This is a genomic window from Pseudomonas sp. G5(2012) (assembly GCF_000408945.1).
Taxonomy (GTDB): Bacteria; Pseudomonadota; Gammaproteobacteria; order Pseudomonadales; family Pseudomonadaceae; genus Aquipseudomonas; species Aquipseudomonas umsongensis.
Map to the genome: position 1 here is coordinate 22362 of NZ_APIO01000047.1, position 18248 is coordinate 40609.

Annotated in this window: 14 protein-coding genes and 1 pseudogene; 10 read left to right on the forward strand and 5 right to left on the reverse strand. The window is 55.9% G+C overall.

Features of this window, described 5'->3' with window-relative positions; translation table 11 throughout:
* Positions 1-106: 106 nt before the first annotated feature.
* From PG5_RS16075 to PG5_RS16090, 4 genes are all read right to left on the reverse strand, one after another.
* Positions 107-1024 carry a LysR substrate-binding domain-containing protein gene (locus PG5_RS16075; protein ID WP_020798167.1) on the reverse strand — a complete coding sequence of 306 codons (918 nt, stop codon included), beginning with the start codon at positions 1022-1024 and terminating at the stop codon, positions 107-109.
* Between the two features lie 364 nt (positions 1025-1388).
* Positions 1389-2036: a hypothetical protein gene (locus PG5_RS16080; protein ID WP_033039167.1), complete on the reverse strand. Its 648-nt coding sequence runs from the start codon at positions 2034-2036 to the stop codon at positions 1389-1391.
* Positions 2037-2718: 682 nt separating this feature from the next.
* A complete protein-coding gene (locus tag PG5_RS16085; protein WP_033039169.1) occupies positions 2719-3135 on the reverse strand; it encodes an organic hydroperoxide resistance protein in 417 nt (138 codons plus the stop codon).
* Between the two features lie 206 nt (positions 3136-3341).
* A complete protein-coding gene (locus PG5_RS16090; RefSeq protein WP_042955448.1) occupies positions 3342-3695 on the reverse strand; it encodes a hypothetical protein in 354 nt (117 codons plus the stop codon).
* Between the two features lie 182 nt (positions 3696-3877).
* Here PG5_RS16090 and potE point away from each other — a divergent pair, with 182 nt between their 5' ends.
* The 6 genes from potE to PG5_RS16120 all read left to right on the forward strand — a co-directional run bounded on the left by potE (position 3878) and on the right by PG5_RS16120 (position 10908).
* Complete coding sequence (gene potE / locus PG5_RS16095) at positions 3878-5287, forward strand: putrescine-ornithine antiporter (protein ID WP_020798171.1); 1410 nt, start codon at positions 3878-3880, stop codon at positions 5285-5287.
* Positions 5284-7569: an Orn/Lys/Arg decarboxylase N-terminal domain-containing protein gene (locus PG5_RS16100; protein WP_020798172.1), complete on the forward strand. Its 2286-nt coding sequence runs from the start codon at positions 5284-5286 to the stop codon at positions 7567-7569. The genes potE and PG5_RS16100 overlap by 4 nt, the downstream gene beginning before the upstream one ends.
* Positions 7570-7756: 187 nt before the next feature.
* The gene (locus PG5_RS16105; RefSeq protein ID WP_020798173.1) at positions 7757-8158 is read left to right on the forward strand and encodes a hypothetical protein; all 402 of its coding nucleotides are present in this window, start codon (positions 7757-7759) and stop codon (positions 8156-8158) included.
* Between the two features lie 214 nt (positions 8159-8372).
* Positions 8373-8651, forward strand: coding sequence for a DUF3303 domain-containing protein (locus PG5_RS16110; RefSeq protein WP_008063017.1), 279 nt, complete (start codon positions 8373-8375; stop codon positions 8649-8651).
* Between the two features lie 267 nt (positions 8652-8918).
* Positions 8919-10187 carry an OmpP1/FadL family transporter gene (locus tag PG5_RS16115; RefSeq protein WP_020798174.1) on the forward strand — a complete coding sequence of 423 codons (1269 nt, stop codon included), beginning with the start codon at positions 8919-8921 and terminating at the stop codon, positions 10185-10187.
* A 46-nt stretch (positions 10188-10233) separates the two neighbouring features.
* Complete coding sequence (locus PG5_RS16120; RefSeq protein WP_020798175.1) at positions 10234-10908, forward strand: DUF3313 domain-containing protein; 675 nt, start codon at positions 10234-10236, stop codon at positions 10906-10908.
* Between the two features lie 84 nt (positions 10909-10992).
* Here PG5_RS16120 and ligD read toward each other — a convergent pair.
* Positions 10993-12831 (reverse strand): annotated as a pseudogene (gene ligD / locus PG5_RS16125) (DNA ligase D); the annotation flags it as partial.
* 197 nt (positions 12832-13028) lie between these two features.
* On the opposite strand from ligD, the gene PG5_RS33555 reads away from it, so the two are divergent.
* Genes PG5_RS33555 through PG5_RS16135 form a run of 4 tightly spaced genes read left to right on the forward strand, consistent with a single transcriptional unit; the run spans position 13029 to position 17978 of the window.
* Positions 13029-14093 carry a site-specific integrase gene (locus PG5_RS33555; protein ID WP_197677868.1) on the forward strand — a complete coding sequence of 355 codons (1065 nt, stop codon included), beginning with the start codon at positions 13029-13031 and terminating at the stop codon, positions 14091-14093.
* Positions 14090-15592 (forward strand): site-specific integrase, encoded by a 1503-nt coding sequence (locus PG5_RS33560; RefSeq protein ID WP_020798178.1) that lies wholly within the window; start codon positions 14090-14092, stop codon positions 15590-15592. Before PG5_RS33555 ends, PG5_RS33560 begins: the two co-directional genes overlap by 4 nt.
* A complete protein-coding gene (locus tag PG5_RS16130; protein WP_020798179.1) occupies positions 15592-17523 on the forward strand; it encodes a hypothetical protein in 1932 nt (643 codons plus the stop codon). The genes PG5_RS33560 and PG5_RS16130 overlap by 1 nt, the downstream gene beginning before the upstream one ends.
* Positions 17520-17978: a hypothetical protein gene (locus tag PG5_RS16135; RefSeq protein WP_042955441.1), complete on the forward strand. Its 459-nt coding sequence runs from the start codon at positions 17520-17522 to the stop codon at positions 17976-17978. Before PG5_RS16130 ends, PG5_RS16135 begins: the two co-directional genes overlap by 4 nt.
* Positions 17979-18248: the final 270 nt, after the last annotated feature.

Below are 18248 nucleotides of genomic sequence, written 5' to 3' on the forward strand. Positions count from 1 at the left end.
AGTCAGCGCATGCAATGTGGCCGCTCGGCATTGAAAATACCGAGGGTTCGAGGGATTAAAACTGAAGGTGATTCAGTTCGACTGACGATTAGCCATGACCACTTCGTTACTTGGTGTCCTGCGGCGCTGGAAGTTGATTCATCAGCCAACTGCGAAAGCGTTTTACACTTTGCCGCATACCGCCACGCGCCAAGGGCTCCAGCAAGCAGAACTGCGCATCGGTGCACAAAACCGTGTCGAGCGGTCGCACCAAGGCCCCCGTATGTAGGTAATCGTCGACCAGGTTGGACCAGGCCAGCGCGATACCCTGTCCGCTGATAGCAGACTGGATCAGCATCGAATAGCTATTGATATTGATCCGGCGTTTGGGTTCGACGCTTTTCAGGCCCAGGTTGCGGAACCATTCGGGCCAGCCAATCCAGTCACGCTGGGGGTCGTCGAGGAACAACCAGGTGCAGGCAGCAAGGTCCTCGGGCTTGTTCAAGGCCGGATGCCTGGCCAGGTAAGCGGGGCTGCACACCGGGAACACCTCTTCGGAAAACAACGGCGTGACCTGCATGTCCCTGGGCGGTGTCCGGCAGTAATACAAGGCCAGGTCACAATCGAGGCGAGAGAAATCCTTGACCTGGTCATGGGCGATGATTCGAAGATCGATCTCTTCGTTCTCGCGTTGAAACTCACTCACTTTTGGCAACAGCCACAGTGAAGCCATCGCCGTACTGGTGGCGACCGTCACCTGCTCGGCGCCCTGCCAATGGCGAATTTCACCGGTAGCCTGGGCAACCTGCAGCAGTGACGCACGGACCGTCTCGTAGTATTGGCTGGCTGCCGGGCTCAGGTGAATCGTGCGGGTGGTGCGTTCGAACAGGACCTTGCCCAAGTAGTCTTCAAGCAGGCGGACTTGTCGACTGATTGCCCCTTGGGTGACGTTCAATTCTTGTGCCGCCAGGGTAAAACTCAAATGGCGCGCTGCCGCTTCAAACGCGACCAAGCTGTTGAGGGGGGGTAACGGGTGGATTTTCATACAAGGCAGGTCACGTCGTTATTTTGGTTTTATCGCGGCAGTCTAGCCCCTGTCGTTGCAGGTGCACAGCGGCAAAAAACACACTCACTCAAGGCCATCTCCGCCGGCGAGCCTGCCTGTCAACGAAGATCGAGCCTGGATTCGACTGCAACCGTTTGAGCCCGATGAGGCCGGCCAGCATCGCCCCGATGCACAGCAGGCCCAAGGGTGCCCCTTGGCGCCCCACGAACTCCCTGTCGGGGTTGTGACACATGGCCTGTGCGGCGGATGCTTTCAGGTCCTGGCGACATTACTCCGCAAAATATGGCGCCAGGACCTTTTTCCACTTCTGCGCCAACGCGCCAGGCGCTCGCGCATCACCCTGTCAATGCGTGCCGGCCGTCGCCCATTGCGGCGCGATGGACGTGTTGTGGCGCTTGGCTCGCTGAGTCAGCGCCAGCATCGTCAAGAAGCCGAGCATGATCAGAACCGGGTATGCCATCAACAGATCGGAGAGCGAGTATTTCCAGGCCAAAGGACGGCCGACGCCGAGCATGGCGGCGTACAGCCACGACACCGCCGATAGTGCCCCACAAAACAGGGCAAGCATTCGGGCGCTGAATTCGAGGTCGAGCAAGGAGCCTGCCTTTTGCAGAGCCGGCAATACGAGTCGGTGCAGCAGGATGCCGTTATAGGTCAGCAGCACGACAATGATCACCTTGGCGTGAAGCTTCGGATTCATGAAGTACTCCAGGCCTTTGTCGAGGTAGTCGATGCCGATGATGGCAGTGCCTGTCACCCATAGACAGATCAACGCAACCACGACAGACTTCTGAAGACTTTCCATGTGCGCATTGTCATGTTCAGTGAACATTGTGCGCTTCAATATATCCCTGACCATTGCAATATCACTGGTCAACACCAAACCTATCGCCACACAACAGGCGAGCAAATGAACGTAAACAACGCCCAGCCGTAAAAACTCCATGAATTCTTTATGTTCGATCAGGCTCATAATTGTATTTATCGTCACGGGTATCTCTCCACCTTATTCGACAGTACAGATCGGTCAGTCAGCAGGCTTTTCCGCTCGACCTTGCTCATACAGGAAAACCGACCAATAGATTATTATTGATATCCTATTGGATCAGTAAGGGAGTTGATGACAACTTAGTTACTACCTCTCAATTTTCGGGTAAAAAAATCCCCATCTGCATTAATTGCATTTGAGGTTCTAATTCCGCTTCTTTTTTTCGATTGCGAGAGCCGGCCATGGATGCCGTGCTGCAGGATCTGAGGCCTACAGCGCGAAAATGTTCATTTTTTAACCACAGCACCGACAGGCGGTAGCGGCATCGAACGCCACCGACATGGATGATCGGTCATCAACTTACGCGTTGAGGCCCATGACAGCTGAGTTCGTTGGATTACATGAGCGTTGACACTTATAATTGGATCCACTAGTTGTCGTGGAGTAAAAAACGGGGTCAATCGCGAGAGGGCTGATTGATATCGCCCGCCAACAAACAGTCATACTATTTTCAGGGCTTGTCGATTTCAAGCATCCCGGGCACAGAAAGACCCCTGTGCTCTCCGGGTCAACTTAGCCTCCAAACATTGCAACAGTAACAACCCATTGTTGATCATTTAATATTTATTGAGTCTTGGCGACATTGCTTCTCCAAGCAGTCGCCAAGCGCGTTTTATATCTAAAATCAGACCAACTTCAATGTCACGTTGATGTTGTTGCGGGTGGCCTTGGAGTACGGGCAATACTTGTGCCCGGTGTCGACCAGTTTCTGTGCGGTTTCGCGGTCCAGCCCCGGCAGGCTCACATTCAGCCGGGCCTGCAGAAGATAGCCGCCTTCATTGGTACCCAAGTCCACCTCGGCATCGACGGCCACGTCCTTGGGCAATGCCACTTTCAGTTCTTTGGCAGCCACGCCCATCGCGCCAATGAAGCAGGCTGACCAACCGGCGGCGAACAACTGCTCCGGATTAGTGCCACCGCCGCCTGCGCCCGGAGACGACAGCTTGATGTCCAGAATGCCGTCGGAACTGCGCGAGGCGCCGTCCCGGCCGCCGGTGGTATGGGTTTTTGCGGTGTACAGGACTTTGTCGAGCTGGGTCATGATGATCTCCTGATTGAATTGAGGTTTATGCATTGTCAGGTGAATCAGTCTTCCGGCTTGGTGCCAGGCATTCAATATAGACGGCGGTGCCCGACCCAGCGCCCGATCCGACAAAGGCCCTCCTGCAACACGCAAACTTTGCAGGCGCGAGCAGGCTCGCGATGAAGGTCCACGATTACGCGGGGAGCTTGACACCCCGCGGTGTTCTAAAGTTTTTCGCGAGCATGCTCGCGCCTACTCGCCAACTTGTACTTCACACAATCGTCATAAAAACTCTGCCGGACCGCCGCCGGCTTGAGCCGTGTCGGGCTGTCATAAGTTTGTTCGGTAATGCCCATTGCCATCATCCGCATCCATGGCTTGGCAAACTTGTACGCCTGGATTTTTTGCCGTGCCGCATACAGCGAAACCCCGGACAACTTGAGTTCCTGGGCTCTTGCCGCCGTCCCTGCACCCCAACTGCATATATAAGTATCACCGGGCTTTAGTTCCCTGGCCTGGGCAGAAACTGTAAGACCCGCAACGCTGAAAGAGATCAGCGCGACCCAGACATTGCGCATTTGCATTCCACCTAACCGCCTGAAAATAAAGCGATTCTGGCAACACGCGAGAAATCTGGGGGCCAGCATAATGCCTTCTATTCAATTGATTGACTTGCGTCAGTAACCGAAAGTCATTTTCTTGCGACATTTCAAAACTTTGCTATAGCTAAGCTCTCACCGCCAACTAATGAGGCAACGGAATGTCAGTCGCAAAGAAAATGAGTGTGGGGCAACTGACGATGTTGACCGCGGTCAACATGTTGGGCTCAGGCATTGTGCTACTACCGTCGAAACTGGCGGAAGTCGGGTCGATTTCAATTCTTTCCTGGTTGATTACAGCCACCGGTTCACTGGCATTGGCCTACGCCTTTGCGCGATGTGGGATGCTCAGTCGAAAAACCGGCGGCATGGGGGGATATGCCGAATACACCTTCGGCAAGGCCGGTAACTACATCACCAACTACACCTATGGTCTCTCGTTGCTGATTGCCAACGTGGCGATCAGCATTACCGCGGTCGGCTACATCCAGGAACTGTTCCACATTGAACTGGACTCACTGCAAGTGGGCCTGGCGACCATCGCATTACTGTGGATCACCACGTTCGCCAACTTTGGCGGTGCGCGAATTACTGGTCGCATTGGCGCAGTCACCGTATGGGGCGTGATTGCGCCGGTAGTGCTGGTGTCGACCATTGGCTGGTTCTGGTTCGACAGCAGCGTGTATGCCGCCGGCTGGAACCCGCACAACATGGCCTGGTACGACGCCGCGGGGGCCTCGGTGGCGATCACCTTGTGGGCATTCCTGGGCCTTGAGTCAGCATGTGCCAACACCGATGCGGTGGAAAACCCCGAGAAGAACGTACCGATTGCGGTGCTCGGCGGCACCCTGGGTGCGGCAGTGATCTACATCGTTTCCACCAACGTGATTGCCGGCATCGTCGATAACCCGGAACTGGCCGCCTCCACCGCACCGTTCGGCCTGGTCTTCGCGAAGATGTTCACCCCACTGGTTGGCGACATTGTGATGGCCGCGATGGTATTGGCCTGCATCGGCTCGCTGCTGGGTTGGCAGTTCACCATTGCCCAGGTCTACAAGAGCTCGGCGGACACCGGTTACTTCCTGTCGATCTTCGCCAAGGCCAACAAGGCCGGGACGCCCATCGTCGGCATGCTGGTGCTGCTGGCGGCGCAGACGGCCCTGGGTTTCCTCACCATCAGCCCGGACCTCAGTAAACAGTTCGACACCCTGGTCAACCTCGCGGTGGTCACCAACCTGGTGCCGTACATCCTCTCCATGGCCGCGTTGATGACCATGCAAAAGGTCTCCAACGTACCCGCCGGCAAGGCGCTGGCTACCAACATCATTGCCTGGGTGGCGGCGGCCTACAGCTACCTGGCGCTCTATAGTTCCGGCGAACAGGCGCTGATGCTCGGCGGTGTGGCGACCATTTTCGGCTACACCCTGTTCGGTTTCGTCAACAACCGCCTGATTCGCCTTGAAGCACTCAACAACAGCGTGCCGACACAAACAGTCAGCGCGCAGCACATCACTGGCCAACCGGTGCCGGTGAATAGCCTGAAAAAAGCCACTCTGGAGATTCACGCATGACGGAATATAAACACTCACTCGGGATGCTCGCGCTGGTGGTCAGCAACCCAGCGGACAAGCGCACGGTGTTTGGTCGCGCCCTGACTCAATTGGTCAGTGACGTAGAGGGACGTGGCGTCAGCGTACTGGCCTCGGAAAGCCTCAGCGATGCCGCGTCGATCCTGCGTTCGGACCCGGCCGTTCAATGCGTGCTGATCAGCTGGGAAATGGACACCAGCGAAGGTCACGACGACTGCATCAAGTTGCTGGTCAAGCTGCGCGAGCGCAACACGCGCGTGCCGGTGTTCCTGATCAGCGACCGCACTACCGCGTCGAGCATTCCGCTCCTGGTCATGCAACACGCCGACGACTTCATCTGGCTGCCGGAAGACACCAGCCGCTTCCTCAGCGGACGTATCCTGGCGGCCATCGAACGCTATCGCCAGGCCGCCCTGCCGCCCATGTTCGGCGCACTGGTGAAGTTTGCCCGGTCCTATGAATATTCCTGGCACACCCCCGGTCATGCCGGTGGCACGGCATTTCTGAAAAGCACGGCGGGACGGGCGTTCTACGAGTTCTTCGGGGAAAACCTGCTGCGTTCCGACCTGTCGATCTCGGTCGGTGAACTCGGTTCGCTGCTCGATCACAGTGGCCCCATCGGCCAGGGCGAGCGCTATGCGGCCAAGGTGTTCGGTGCCCATCGCACGTATTACGTGACCAACGGTTCGTCGATGTCCAACCGCGTGATCCTCATGGCCAGCGTCACGCGTAACCAGATCGCCCTGTGCGACCGCAATTGCCACAAGTCCGCCGAGCATGCGATGACCCTTTCGGGGGCGCTGCCGACCTATCTGGTACCGACGCGTAACCGCTACGGCATCATCGGCCCGATCCTCCCGCAAACCCTGAGCAGCGAGGGCGTGAAAGCGGCCATCGCCAACAACCCACTGGTCAAGGAAGGCATCGATCCGACGCCGGTCCACGCGATCATCACCAACTCCACCTACGACGGCCTGACCTACAACGTCACCCGCGTCGAAGAACTGCTGGGCCAGAGTGTCGACCGCCTGCATTTCGACGAAGCCTGGTACGGTTATGCGCGCTTCAACCCGCTGTACCAAGACCGCCACGCCATGCACGGCAGCCCGGACGACCACGATGCTTCGAAGCCGACCGTATTCGCCACCCAGTCGACCCACAAGTTGCTGGCGGCCCTGTCGCAGGCCTCGATGATTCACGTGCGCAACGGCCGTAACCCGATCGAGCACGGACGCTTCAACGAGTCGTACATGATGCACGCCTCGACCTCGCCCAACTACGCGATCATGGCCTCCTGCGATGTCAGCTCGGCGATGATGGAAGCGCCCAGCGGGCAGATCCTCACCAGCGAATCCATAGAAGAAGCCGTGTCTTTCCGCCAGGTCATCTCACGCATGCACCACGAGATGTCGAGCAAGGACGACTGGTTCTTCACCTGCTGGCAGCCGCCCACCGTGCAAGTGGGCAATGCCACGGTGCCGTTCCACGAAGTCGATCCGCTGCTGCTCAAGACCGAGCCCAAATGCTGGGTCCTGCACCCCAACGAGGTGTGGCACGGCTTTGGCGACATCGAGGAAGGCTACTGCATGCTCGACCCGATCAAGGTCTCGGTGCTCAGCCCTGGCATGGGCGACGACGGCAACCTGCTGGCCACGGGCATCCCGGCCTGTGTACTGACGGCGTACCTCGGACGCCAGGGCATCGTCGTCGAGAAAACCACCGACTTCACAATCCTGTTCCTGTTCTCCATCGGCATCACCAAGGGCAAATGGGGCACGCTGGTCAACGCGCTGCTGGACTTCAAGCGCGACTATGACGACAACGTCGAACTGGAGCTGTGCCTGCCTGACCTGCTGGCCGGTAACCAGACCCGTTACGCCGGCATGGGCCTGAAGGACCTGGCGGACGAAATCTTCGCCGCCATGAAGTTACACAAGACCACCTCGGCCATGGCCCAGGCGTTCGGCACGCTACCGCAAGCCGTCTTCAGCCCGGTGGAGGCCTACGAGAAACTGGTGCGCAACGACATCGAACTGGTCACCCTGGAACAAGCCGCCGGGCGCATTGCCGCCACGGGCATCGTGCCGTATCCGCCGGGCATTCCCTTGCTGATGCCGGGTGAGAACGCCGGGGCTGCCGACGGGCCGCTGCTGGCCTATCTCAAGGCACTGGAAGCCTTCGACAGGTCCTTCCCGGGGTTCACCCATGACACCCACGGGATCGAAGCCGAGGCCGGGGTTTATCGGATGCTGGTACTGAAATAACAGGGACCCGCAACCCCCCTGTAGGAGCGAGCATGCTCGCGAATAACGTCCAGACAACGCGGGCATCCAGACAGCCCGCGTCATCGTTGACGTCCATCGTCGGAACGCCGCCCGGAGCAGGCTCGCTCCTACAGGGATCACATTACCTATGGGCAAATTCGATCACTGCGCTCTATGATTGAATCCCATGATCACCTCTGCCCCGATCCGCCAACCCTGCCCGCCCGGCGCCTGCGACTGCGGGCGTGACCCGCTGCTGGAAACACCGGGTGCGGATGTGCGCATCCTGTTCCTGACCCGCGCGGAAGAAAAACGCCTTGTCGAACGCCTGGAAAACCTGCAAAGCCTCCAGGACCTCGAACACCTGCAACGGCGGATGTTCGAGCAGTTGGGCATTCGCGTGAACATCGCTCCCGGTTTCAATGAAGTGCGGACCATGCGCGGCATCGGCATTCACATCGACGAACTGCCAGGACTATGCCGCAAGACCCGGGCAGCGATCCCGGCGGCGATTCGCCGGGCCATGGAGAAGCGCCCGCAAATCGCCTTCGAGCTGCTCAACGCCAACGACCTGTTGCGTGACACCTGATCGTCTGTTTCAGCGCTGAGACAGCTGCCATACACCCCCTGTAAAAGAGGATCGGCGGTCGTACGTGAAGTGCGTGGCGCTGCTATGCCTTCTGCAGGGAGCAATCGTTTCAGGCCAGACAGGATGACACTGGCAAGGCAAACGTGACCGAGGTCCCGGCGCCAACCCGGTGCGCGAAGACAGGCAGGTGCCAATCCCTGGAAGGAGGTGGCAGATGTTGTTCATCGTCAGCTGGAAAATCAGTTCGGCCAATCGCAACAGCGCGATCGAGCGCTTTCTCAAGACCGGTGGCGCGCCACCGGAAGGCGTCAAGATGCTCGGACGCTGGCACGCCGTGGGTGGCGCAGCCGGTTTTGGCGTGGCCGAGGCCAATGATCCGGTACCGATCCAGAAGTGGGTACTGCAATGGAGCGACCTGATGACCATGGAGGTCCAGGCGGCACTGACTGACGAACAGATAGCCCCGTTGCTGGCAGCCGCTGCCGGCAGGTAATGGTCTCGAGGCGGCGAGACCTGCTCGCCGCCTCGATTCGAAGCGATGCGGCAGAACGCGTTGAGCCCCCTGGAAACGCTCCTTGAGCCTTAGCGTGAACTATCGGTTTTAACTCACTAATTACTGGATATTTCTCGAGACCTACCTACGCTCTTTCGCGTGGGAAACAAATTTCATGGCAGTCAGTTGACTGCTCTCAGGGGAGTTGACACCGGTCGATGGCGACAGCCACCGGTGTCCGTAATGGGAATGCACAAAGGTGACCCCATGCAGCTGAAAAATTGCGCCCTACCCGCCGTCTCATTGCTCGCTCTGTGCTGCCAGCAGGTACAGGCTGGCGGCATCATGCTATACGAAGTCGGCACCGATAACGTCGGCCTGGCCAACGCCGGCGCCGCCGCCCGGGCCCAGGGCCCTTCCACCATCGCCAGCAACCCGGCGGGCATGAGCTACTTGCCAGGCACGCAGATCACCGCCGGCTTGCAGGTGCTCTACGGTGATATTTCGTTCGATCGCGACGACAGCACCAACGTCTCCGGCAGTGGCAGCGGCAACGCCCTTGACCCGTTGCCCGGTGGCAGTTTTTTCGTCAGCCATGAACTGGACGACCACTGGAGCGTGGGGTTCGGCCAGTACGGCGACTTCGGGTTGGCGGTCAATTACGACAATGACTGGTCGGGGCGCTACTTTTCGCAGAATTCCAGCCTGCTCGGCCTGTCGCTGGTGCCCAGCGTGGCGTACCGCTTCAACGATCAGTGGTCGGTGGGTGTCGGCGTCAAAGCCATGTACGGCATGCTCCAGGCCCAGACCGCGATTGACCGCTCGCCCTTCGGCTTCACCGAACGCGGCGACGGCCAGTTCAAATACAAGGACAAGGATTGGGGCTTCGGCGCCAACGTCGGGGTAATCTACGTCCCGCAACCTGGTACCCGCATTGGCCTGACCTACACCAGCAAGGTCGACCTGGAGTTCGAGGACGGGCTGGACATCAAGGGAAACGGACCACTACTGCAACGCCTGGATGATACCAACACCGAACTTGATATCACCGTGCCGCAAACCGTGACCCTGAGCCTGTTCCAGCAACTGGACCGGCAATGGGCGCTGCTGGCCTCGATCAACTGGCAGGACTGGTCGGAATTCGGCGATATCGGCGTCCAGGTCGACACCTCGGCAAACGATGCCCGATCCACCAACATCGACGCCGGTTTCAAGGACACCTGGCACCTGTCACTCGGCGCGCAATACCAGGCCACCGAGCAGTGGCTGTGGAACGTCGGCGTGGCTTACGACAGCAGTGCCGTGTCCGACAGCAAGCGTTCGGTGATCGTGCCCATGGCCGAATCCTGGCGCATTGCGACGGGCGCCACCTATGCGCTGAACAAAGACACCGACGTCAACCTCAGTTGGGCCATGGTCTGGATGGGCGACATGCCGGTTGACCAGAGCAAGGACCTGTCTCGCAATAGAATTTCCGGTCAATTCGACAATACCTGGATTCAAGCCGTGACCGGGAACATGACTTGGCGTTTCTGATTATCTGACTACGCTTAGACGAATTATCCAAGGAGCACACCGCACTATGAACCTGTCCCGTAAATTGCTTGTCGGAACTGCCTTGGCCGGGCTTCTGCTCGGCGGTTGTACCTCGAAAGTCACCGAGCGGGAGCAGTACTCCGGCTACCTGTCCAACTACAACAACCTTCAGGAAGTCGAGACGCCCAGCGGTGGCACGGCGATGCGCTGGGTCAGCCCATCGTGGAACCCCGACGCCTATGACACGGTGGCGTTCAACCGCCTGGAGCTCTACCCGGCCCCCAAGCCCAACGAGCGGGTCAACCAGCAGACCCTCAATGACATCCAGAACTACATGACCAGCAAAGCCAAGTCGACACTGGGGCAGAAGTACCGCGTGGTTTCCAGTCCAAGCGCCGCACCCAAGGGAGCGAAAACCCTGGTCATGCGCGCCGCCATCACCGGTGTGAGCGCTTCCAACGAAGGGATGAAATGGTATGAGGTAGTGCCCATCGCCGCCGTCGTCGGTGCGACACAGGCCGCCACCGGTCATCGGGACCAGGACACCGAACTGTTTATCGAAGCAGAGTTCATCGACGCGAAAAGCAACCAGACCGTGGCCAAGGTGGTGCGCAAGGTGTTCGGCAAACAGCTGTCAAACGAAAGCCAGAAAATCACCGCGCAGGATTTCAAGGCGGCGATCGACAAGTTGGGTAGCGACTTCCAGGCCTTCATAAAATAACGCAAGTGCTGTAGGCGCTGCCGCAGGCTGCGATCTTTTGATTCTGTTTTTTCAAGATCAAAAGATCGCAGCCTGCGGCAGCTCCTACTTCATTCCCACTCGCCGTCGCATCTCGGCTGTAATCGTCTGCCGGGTTTTCTTCAGGTCCGCCCAAGGCTCATCGCCCACTTCGGCCAGGCGTTCATGCGCGTTGTGGATGTTCCACTGGTTGCCGCCCTTGAGCGTAGGGACTTCTTCCCGAAAAATCGGCATCGACACCGGCAATCCTTCGCGGGTACGCACGGCGTAGGCGCAGATGGTCGTGGCGCCCAAGCCGTTACGCAGGTAGTCGATGAAAATCCGCCCTACCCGGTTCTTCGGCCCCGAAACAGCAGAAAAACGCTCCGGCAGCATCTTGGCCATGTGGCTGACAATGGCGTGGCTGAAGTCCTTGACCTCATCCCAGCCGTGCTTGCGAGTCAGCGGCACTACCAGGTGGATACCCTTGCCGCCGCTGGTCTTGAGGAACGCCTTGAGCCCCAGTTCGTCGAGCACCGTCAGGGTCAACTGAGTGGCCTCGACCATGCGCTTCCATGGCAGCGCCGGGTCCGGGTCGAGGTCGAGGACGAAGCGGTCGGGTTTGTCGAGGTTGTCGGTGGTGGCGTTCCAGGTGTGCAGCTCGACCGTGCTCATCTGCACCGCACCAATCAAGGCTTCGGCGTTGTTGATCACCATCATCGGCTGGCCTGTGAGTTGCTGGTCGAGGGTAGTGATGCCGGGGATCGCCAGGCGTTCGGCGTTTTTCTGGAAAAACAGTTCGCCAGCGATGCCATCCGGTGCACGCACCAGCGCCACGGGTCGGTCCTTGAGCTGAGGCAGAATCCATTCGGCAACACTGGCGTAGTACTGCGCCAGCTGCACTTTGGTCGCGCCCGTGCTGGCGTCGATCACCCGGTCGGGGTGGGTGATGCGTACCTTGCCCTGCTCAAGACCGACTTGAGAGGGTGCTGGTTCGACTTTCTTCTTCGAGGTCGTCGGTTTGGCGACGGTTTTTTTCGCGGGGGTAGTTTTCACGGCAGTCGGTCGCTCCTCGGTAATGTCTTTGGCGGGCTTGTCATCGCGCAGACCATGGAACACCGCATGGCGCACCGAACCGTCCTTGGTCATTTCGGCAAAGGCCACTTCCGCCAGCAGGCTGGGTTTGAGCCAATGCACAGCCTTGAACTCGGCACCGCTGGGCGGGTTGACCACGGCGGCTTTTTTCGTCTGCAAGGGCTTGAGTTGTTGATGAATGCTGTTGAGCGTTGCCTCGGTGAACCCGGTGCCGACCTTGCCTGCGTATCGCAACTCACCGCTGTCGCGGTCGTGCAACCCCAAGAGCAACGCACCGAAGGCACTGCGTGAACCTTTGGGGTCGGTGAAGCCGACGATGACGAATTCCTGTCGATGCTTGCATTTGAGTTTGACCCAGTCACTGCTGCGCCGCGATACATAGGGCGACCCCAGGCGTTTGCCGATGAGGCCTTCCATTTGCATCTGGCAGGCGCTATTGAGCAGGGCTTCCGGGTCTTCGCCAAAGGCGTCGGAGAAGCGCAGCAATGGGTCTTTGCTGGTTTTGAGCACGGTCGAGAGCGCCGCCCTGCGCTCCTCGACGGGCACTTCGCGCAGGTCCACGCCATTGAGATAGGGCAAATCAAACAGGTAGTAGAGGATATTCCCACTGCGGCCCGCTTCGAAGGCATTTTGCAAGGCCTGGAAATCCGGTACGCCTTGCTCGTCGGCCACCACCATTTCACCGTCGAGCCAGGCCGATTCCAGGCCCAGCCCCGCCAGCGCCTTGGCCTGGTCGGGCAGCTTGTGGGTCCAGTCGTGGCCGTTGCGAGTGAAGAGCTTGACCTCGTCATGGTCGATACGCGCCATGATGCGGTAGCCGTCGAACTTCAATAGGCACCTGTACAACCGTTGCGATTCAAGTTTCTTGGATGGGAGCCGTAATACTAAACTGTACCTATTGAGCGTTGCATTTCATGATTATTCACACAGACGCATTACCGAACTTTGTCATCGTAGACCCTCATCGCATGCTGCCTCGGTACTGGGCGACAGCTTGGTCATTGTCTACTCAAGGACATGCTCTCGCCGTGAATACGCGCAAGACAAAGCTTCGACACATTGACGCCTTCTACTCTTTCTGTGATGACCGATTTGGGCTCGATTCCTTCGATTTCGCAGTCAGCCATCGTGATGCTGTATCTACCCAGAAACTTGTCGAAGCGTTTTACTTGGAACTCACTTCAACTCCGGACTACACAACAACTGCTGTGCAGCGCTGGGATGCAGTACGCGAATTTGTTCGGCACCTCTCACGACAACGAGCGCCATCGAGTCAGGCATGGCGTTCATTGTCCTCGACCTTAGGGGCTATGGGGAGGATTCGAAAACCCCACCGAGGTCGTTTCCGTTTCATTCGCGCGATTCCTGTAGGTACACTGATTGATTTACTGGATGTTGCAAACCCGGGATCCGATCGCAATCCATTTCATGATGAACTCGTTCAGACAAGAAACTGGCTAATCGTTAACCTTTTACTTCTCGCTGGATTGCGTCGAGGCGAGTTGATGTTGCTGGAGTGTGGCTCGCTCAAATCCGACGTAGATTTAGAAACATGCGAAGTCGTCTATTGGCTTGACGTAACAACGACTACAGAGCATGACCCACGCTCTAGCTCGCCAAGCATGAAGACAGAGCATTCGCATCGGCAGGTGCCAATATCGGCAGACCTTGCTTTTCTCTTTGAGCAGTACGTATCGGAATACCGACACAACGGGAAGGAGCATGGTCTTCTACTTACAGCCATGAATGGTGCGCCTCTTTCTGCTGAGGCAATAACCAAGGTTTTCACCAAACTCTCAAGCGCTATTTCTTCAGAATTGCTTTCTCGATTTACCGAGCGCAGCGGTGGTAAAGGAAGAATATCGCCACATGATCTCAGGCATACCTGTGCCACCGCCAGATACTCCATGTTCATGGCTCATGAGCCAAACAGAGATCTCACATTCCAGCGCTTACGCGCTTTCTTCGGATGGTCCGCGCAATCGTCTATGCCTGAGCACTATGCACGTGCAGCGATTCAAGAAGACTTGCTACGTATATGGGGCCAACTCTTTGATACCAGGACGAGCATTCTGCGGGGGCTCACGCCATGAATTCGATACCTGACCAAACAAAGAATCCTACTACGGCTCATTCTGGGGGTGACGGATATGGTTCAGTACTTGATTGGGCATGGCCAGTTGCACCAACAACGCTTCCCATATATGACAAGTACACCGACACTAACTATATAATTCACTCAGAAGAAGACACTTGGCGGTTTAGTTACAAGGGCAACGTAGAATCAATCGTTTTCGCTAGCGGTAGCACTGGTTCGCTCCAGAGAAGACTAGCCTTACTAATCAGTGGCCGGTCTAGCCCAGGTACACTCCATCGGACGGGACGTCTGCTAGTACAGAAGTGGGATATTGTCGTAGCGCTCCTTCACACCCGACCTGAAAATATAAAAGCAACATGGGACGAGTATGTTGACACAATCCCACTTGCCGGTACATACAAAAATGTCCTCAAGCTAGCGTGCACAGCAAATGTAGGCCACTGGAGTGGTCGGGCGACACCGGTAGTTAATAGCCTGGATACTCGAGCGAACTCTGAAGTCGCCAGACACACGGGTAACATTGAGACTCGGCAGCACCTTATCAACGTACATCTACACGCAGGCATTATCAAAGCACTGGATGCTGCCGCGTGCATTACAGATCTTTCGACAATACAGCTCGAAGGGGCTGCCGCACTGTTACTTATATATCAGCATGGTGTCCGGCCAATTCAGGTTTTATGCCTCAACGTGCAACACGTTAGATTTTTTAAAGACGCATCGAACGAGACTGCCTGCGTCGCATCTTTCCATGCGGCCAAACAAAAAAACGGTGAGACATTTGAAATAGTCCGTCAGATCAAACCAGAATGGGTTCCCATAATCGCTCGACTCCATACAATCGCGGTAAATTCAGGGAGATCACGACTCTTCGACACATCTACTTCTTCGTTGCTGTGGTACCGCGCGAAAACCCTGTGCAAATTATTTAATGTGGAACTTACATGTACCGCGCCGCACCTTCGACATACAGCCGCTCAGGCGTTAGCAGATGCCGGACACACACGCGAAAGCATCCAACAGTTCTTAGGGCATACAGGTATAGCAAGCGCTGCAGTTTATGTTCGTGCCAGCTTGCAGCAAACGCAGCTCATTAACTCAGCCCTGGGAGCTTCCAAACTCTACAATAAAATACACGGCATTGCTTACAGAAAATTCGTGACTCTTGAAGAGATGCTTAATTCTGATGAAGACCAACAAATTGGCGGGATTGTTGGCGAGAGTTTAGTGGGAGGTATCGGACTCTGTAGGTCTGGCCAAAGCCACTGTAATTACAACCCAGTAACCTCGTGCTACGGCTGCGCGAAGTTCATGCCTTCATTGGATAGGGATGCCCATAGAGATGCCGTAGAAGGAATGCGCCAGCAAGTTCGAGTATATTTGGCGCGCGGTGTCCGGCCAGAAAATCCGGCCTACCTCCAACTCACCCGCGCACTCTCGGGCGCTCAGCAAGCGTTGGATGCAATCGAAGAATTGCATCTGAGGAAGCAATAATGACTGTGTTTCAACTTTCCGCCCCTGGCGAACTCCGTCCCCAGCAATTTCAACTATTTGTCGATAACATACGCCAAGCAGTCGAGGCAAAAGGGCTGCAGTGGGGTATACCTATGGATGATAAAGGCAAGCCGATTGAAGGTAGTGATTGGGACTTGAGAGTGTTAAACGGTAGCCACGACAGGTTTGCACCTGGAACAGTGGGATTCGGAATAGATGACCAAGTGCGTGAGCTCGCGATCAACGCACAATGGCCATTGGCGCGCTTGCCCGTGGGCGCGGTTTTGTCAGACTCCGTCCAAGACTTTATCAAGGCGATCATAGCTACCCGCTGTCTGAGTGGACGGACAGCAGATAATGCCCAAGTCATTGCGAAAGCTGCTAAGCGATTGTTTTCTTGCACCACAATACCTCCTTATAAAGTCTCGCGTGAGCATTTCGAGGCTCTACTTTCGCTTAAGTCTTGGAGTGACAAAGCAAAACGGGACTTTAGCGTGGTGGCGAAAATTATTGATGAAAACTTATTGTCTGAGCATTGCCCAGTCAAACCATCAGTGGAATCAAAACCGAAAACTGAACTCTTACCCGGTCTCAATACCCGAACCACCGGACACAAACTTCCGGACAAACATGCTTTGTTCGAGTTGACGCGAATCGTCTTCCAAGAGGTGCCGACAACGTTTAATGATGGCATTATCTTTTCTGTATTTAGACTCCTTATCCTGACTGGCCTGCGCATTACTGAGATCTTAACTCTCCCCGATGATTGTCTAGTCTGGCACAATCACATAGATGTAGTGACTGGAAAAAATGTGAGTGACATCGGTGGTATAGGTCGCTCGCTTCAGCTGCGTTACTACGCTGAGAAGCAAAGAGATGGAGCTCCTGACATTTTGATTGAGAAGTTTTATAACGTACCTTCGAGATTTGAAGGCCTAATCGAAACCACCGTCACCGAAACGTTGAACGCAACGACCTCCCTTCGGGAGATTTTGGAAAGGCAGTCACATACGCAAAATAACTATCCCAACTCAGATCTTCGAACATTTAAAACTTCTTCAGGACGCGTCGTAGGAACTTGGCAATGTCTATTCCTAACCACAGGATCAGTTTTGAGGTTCCCATTGATCGAACCGCTCACGCCGGATTCAGCAATTAGCACACCTCTCCCACCTCGTATTTATACAGCTCTTGGCAGCACAATAGGAAACGGTTCGCTCTCATTTTTTAAGAAATACGGCGGTACTCCACAGGAGAAGAATTTATCGATAAAGCCGCATTCTCTACGTCATCTTATGAATACTGAACTCTTTCGTCTTAACGTTCCTGATACTGCAATCACACACCAATTCGGCCGGGTTTCCGTTGCGCAGAGCTACGAGTATGACCACCGGAGTCTTTCGGAAAAACTGAAGTTTGTTCAACTTCCTTCGACCTCCCGCCCTCATGTTCCGCCAGGAAGCACTCAGGAGCTTGTGGCTAAGATGGTGGTAAGTGGCATCGCGGCCATCAGTCATTTAGGACAATCATTCAAACGCATCCAAGCAGAACATGGCGACGCAGCCGCGTTTGCATATCTTGCAGCAAACTCTGATGGATTTCATGTAACGCCCTATGGGTTCTGTACCAATAGCTTCTCTATTAATCCTTGTACGAGACACTTGAAGTGTTTTGACAGATGCAAACACTTTGCCGCAAGTGGTTTACCTGAGCATCGCGAAACCTTATTGGACCTTCGGGAGAGTCTTGTAATTATGCAGCATGCAGCGGAAGCGAAACCATCGCGAACCATGGGTCGAATCAATCAAATTACGCATGCGGTGAGGCTTATTGAGGGAGTTCAAGCTGCTTTAGATGCTCAACCACAGCAAAATGTATTCGCGGAAGGGGTTGACTACGCATCCCCCAACAAAAAGGACGTTTTCGCATGAGAAGATTACAAGACCCCACCAATGTTGAATTGAAGGCAATTCTAGAGCAGCTGCTTTCCGAAAACATCGATATTACCGTTCGAGAAGTCGCTCGACGTCACTCTGAGTTGAAGAACGCTTCGGCATTTACGCGAAACAGTACTCGAATGAGCTTCATCACTGAAGCGCGTCAGAAACAGCTTCAGGTCCGCGTTATTGCTACAGGCATAACGCCAACTGTCGTGCAGGCTAGTGTTGCGGCAAAGCGAACGGTGGAGGTGGCAGCTTTGGAATTGCAAATTAAACAACTTGTAGCTGCGCACGCAGGATTGATTCGTGCTGTTCAATTGGTCGGCGGGATGGGTGCACTCGAGCGATTTTGGAAAGAGTATAAAGAGATCGGTGACGCTGTTCAGGAACTCGGCGCTTTGCCTCAAGGGACTACGGTTCTAGAGTTTCCCCAGCCTGTAAAGTAGCTTCGACAACAGGCTTGCTAATCCGCAAGACCGCAAGCACTCGGCATCTACGCAGAGCCGGAGTGCTTGCTGCGAAATTGCACCCTACTTGACCAGCTGTTTGCATGGGACTTGACCAGATGCTTTGAATCGTCCTCAGAGTATGAGAGTTTTGCTCTCGCCCATTTTCAGATCACAGTTAGGTAACTGCACGGACTTGCCCCAATATTCGTGGAGGCATGGCCGGCAGAGAACGGCTAGACGCAGAAGTTCGCTTTTAGCCACCTCTAC